Consider the following 3,084-nt stretch of genomic DNA (forward strand, 5'->3'; position numbering starts at 1 on the left):
CCTGCCCCATTAGATCGTATGCAAGATAGTCATCAAAAACCTTATTCTTTTCATAGATGCTGTGAAAAGCTCTTACAAATGAGCAAAGCTTAGCTGTGATACTCTCATGTTTATCAATCATGGTGCACCTACTACTTTAAAAACACTGGAGTTGACAGATATCTCTCACCTGTATCAGGGAGAATGACAACGATATTCCTGCCTGAATTTTCAATTCTTTTTGAAAGTTCTATTGCAGCTGCTATTGCAGCACCAGATGAGATACCTGCAAGAATTCCATCTAACTGAGCTACCTGATTTGTATAGGTAAATGCATCAACATTATCAACGGCAATCACCTCATCAAGAACAGTCTTGTCTAAAGTATCAGGAATGAATCCTGCGCCAATCCCCTGAATAGCATGATTACCAGCAAAGCCTTTTGTAAGAACAGGAGACTGAGCAGGCTCAACACCTATAACCTTTACTGACTTTATTTTCTCTTTTAGGTAACGACCAGCACCTGAAATAGTGCCGCCTGTTCCGATACCTGCAACAAGATAATCAACCTTGCCATCTGTATCCTCATATATTTCAGGGCCTGTTGTGCTGTAGTGAGCCTCAGGGTTTACATGGTTCATAAACTGAGATGGCATATAAGAATTTTTGTTTTCAAAAAGAAGCTCTTTTGCCTTTTGTATTGCTCCGTTCATGCCAAGAGAGCCTTGAGTTAAAACAACCTTTGCACCAAAAGCTCTTAAAAGATTACGTCTTTCAATCGACATGGAATCTGGCATAACAATAATCAGTTTTAAGGATAAAGCTGAGCATACCTGAGCAAGTCCTATACCAGTATTTCCAGATGTTGGCTCAATAATTACAGTATCTTTATTGATCTTATTGTCCAAAAGAGCCTTTGAAATCATCGCATATGCAATTCTGTCCTTTACAGATCCTGCAGGATTAAAAGCTTCAACCTTTGCAATAAGATTAGCCTTTAGGTTGTGGTGTTTGATAAGGCCATTCAACTTAATAAGAGGTGTCTTTCCTATTAGCTGTGTAACTGACTCGTAGATTTTCATTTTTTTTCCCAGGTTATTATTATCTATATAACCTATATTATTGATAGGTTTTGTAAGAATAATAAAGGATCTATTGATAATTATCAATAAAAACTATAAAAATTTTTGTGTGATATTAATATTAACCTTATTTTTCAATAGGTTAATAAAATATTATTGTGTTGCTTTAGGTAGGAGCTCAGTTTTTGTGCAGAAAAAAGATTAGAATTGACAAACAGACATGACGTCGTGAGTTTTTATACCCTGCTTTAAGATATCAATTGTTGCCTTAACAAAATCATTAACACTTATTCTGCTTGTTCCATTTACATTTACAGGCAGTACGCTATCAGACAGCATGTAGTTACCAGAGCCGATTGAATGATCATCTAAAAAAAGTGGTGGCGAGAATATCCCCCATTTAACATTGCTGCATGTAGATAGTCTTTTATAGGCATTTACACAAAGTCTGTCTACTTTTTGCTGATCATCATTTATAACGACATCACTTTCATCAAAAACAAAACGCTTTTTAGATTTATCTGTATATAAAAATGCAGATGAACCAAGACACAGTAAAGAAATATCTGTATTCTTCAGAATTTCAAGTTCTGTCCATAAAGGCAGAAGATCAGTTGAATATCTTGTAATATCAAGAAAAGAAACTGCATCAACAATGACATGACAACCATCAAAATCGCTGAGTTTAAGATCCTGATAATCCTTTACTACAAGTTTTCCATCACCTTTTAAACTTATATATGAACTTACAACGCTGACGGTTCTAATTTTTAAAGCTTCAGCGCTGTTTACAATCATCTGCCCTATCTTAGTGTCGGCACCAATTACTGCTATCTGCATAATTATTTGTATTTACTTGAAAAATCAATAAGACTGAATTCACCACTGTTAAGCCAGTTTTCAAATCTGATGGTATTATGCCACTTTACATATTCTTTGTTAGGCCAAAGCTTTTTATCCTCTGGCAGTAATAATGGTTTATTATCAAGTTTGATATAGTCAGGATCAAAATGCTCTTTCATACGCTGAGAGAGTCTTACTCTTAAAATATCTGAAGCATCATAAAAAAATGTTATAAAGCCCTTGTTGAATAACTCTGCAATATCAGCTCTCAGGATAATTCCATTTTCTATTGTCAAGAAGCGATCATCGTACATTGACTGAAAATTCACAGCCTTTAAAGTAGCAATAAAATGGCTTTCAGTTACAGCGCATGTGGCATTATATACACCTAAAAGTTCTGTTCGGTACTCTGAGATATTCTCGATTGTCTTATGAACTGTAGCCTTGTAGTATATGCCAGGCCATGTTCCATCAGAACCTATATAGTCAATAGCTTCATTACGTTTTTGATTCGAAACTTTAATAAGATATTTTCCTATTGGTGATGAAGATTTTAAAAGGATCTGACAGTGATCTTTTAAAAATTTGAATTCAAAACCTTCAGGTACATCAAGTATTTGTGTTTTAGTAAATATGAATGTACCACTTACAAGATTGCAGCTAATAGGCATCGACAGATCGGCATTATACTCCTCTGCCCTGTTTATAAAATCCTGATATGTAACATAACCTGATCTCACACCGAATGTATACCAGCAGACATTTAGATCAAGATACACTTTCTTAAGATAATATCCACCGCCGACAATTATCTGTTTATCGCCTTTTTCAACTAAAAATAAAGTTAAAGTTCCTGGCTTTATCACGATATCAGACTTATCTGACAGATTCTCCTCAAAGGGAGTGTACCAGCAGTTTGTTATACTTGATCCATATGAAATGAAGTGAGCCTTTATAACCTGAAACCAGTTATAAGATACCTTTAATAAAAGAATATCAGGCTTGTTGTAATCCATAAAACCACCTTAGGTTTTTATAATATCTGATTTAAGTTTATTCATATGTATTCTCAATTACCATACATTTTTCTTAAATTTGTTAAATTCCACATAATATGAACATGCAAAAAATTTCATTGAAATCTGTTTTGTAAACGATGTCACAATTTTTACAATTATTC

The 3,084-nt window shown here is 34.2% G+C and carries 3 protein-coding genes; all 3 read right to left on the reverse strand.

Annotated features, from left to right (window positions below):
* Positions 1 to 131: 131 nt before the first annotated feature.
* The 3 genes from cysK to ACJML3_RS06465 all read right to left on the reverse strand — a co-directional run bounded on the left by cysK (position 132) and on the right by ACJML3_RS06465 (position 2,920).
* On the reverse strand, positions 132 to 1,061 hold the full coding sequence (gene cysK / locus ACJML3_RS06455; RefSeq protein ID WP_406021653.1) for a cysteine synthase A: 930 nt from the start codon (positions 1,059 to 1,061) through the stop codon (positions 132 to 134).
* Between the two features lie 201 nt (positions 1,062 to 1,262).
* Positions 1,263 to 1,901: a hypothetical protein gene (locus ACJML3_RS06460; RefSeq protein ID WP_406021655.1), complete on the reverse strand. Its 639-nt coding sequence runs from the start codon at positions 1,899 to 1,901 to the stop codon at positions 1,263 to 1,265.
* 2 nt (positions 1,902 to 1,903) lie between these two features.
* A complete protein-coding gene (locus tag ACJML3_RS06465) occupies positions 1,904 to 2,920 on the reverse strand; it encodes a hypothetical protein (protein WP_406021657.1) in 1,017 nt (338 codons plus the stop codon).
* Between the last annotated feature and the right edge of the window lie 164 nt (positions 2,921 to 3,084).

The sequence above is a fragment of the Succinivibrio sp. genome (assembly GCF_045124615.1).
In the GTDB taxonomy this organism is placed as follows: Bacteria; Pseudomonadota; Gammaproteobacteria; order Enterobacterales; family Succinivibrionaceae; genus Succinivibrio; species Succinivibrio faecicola.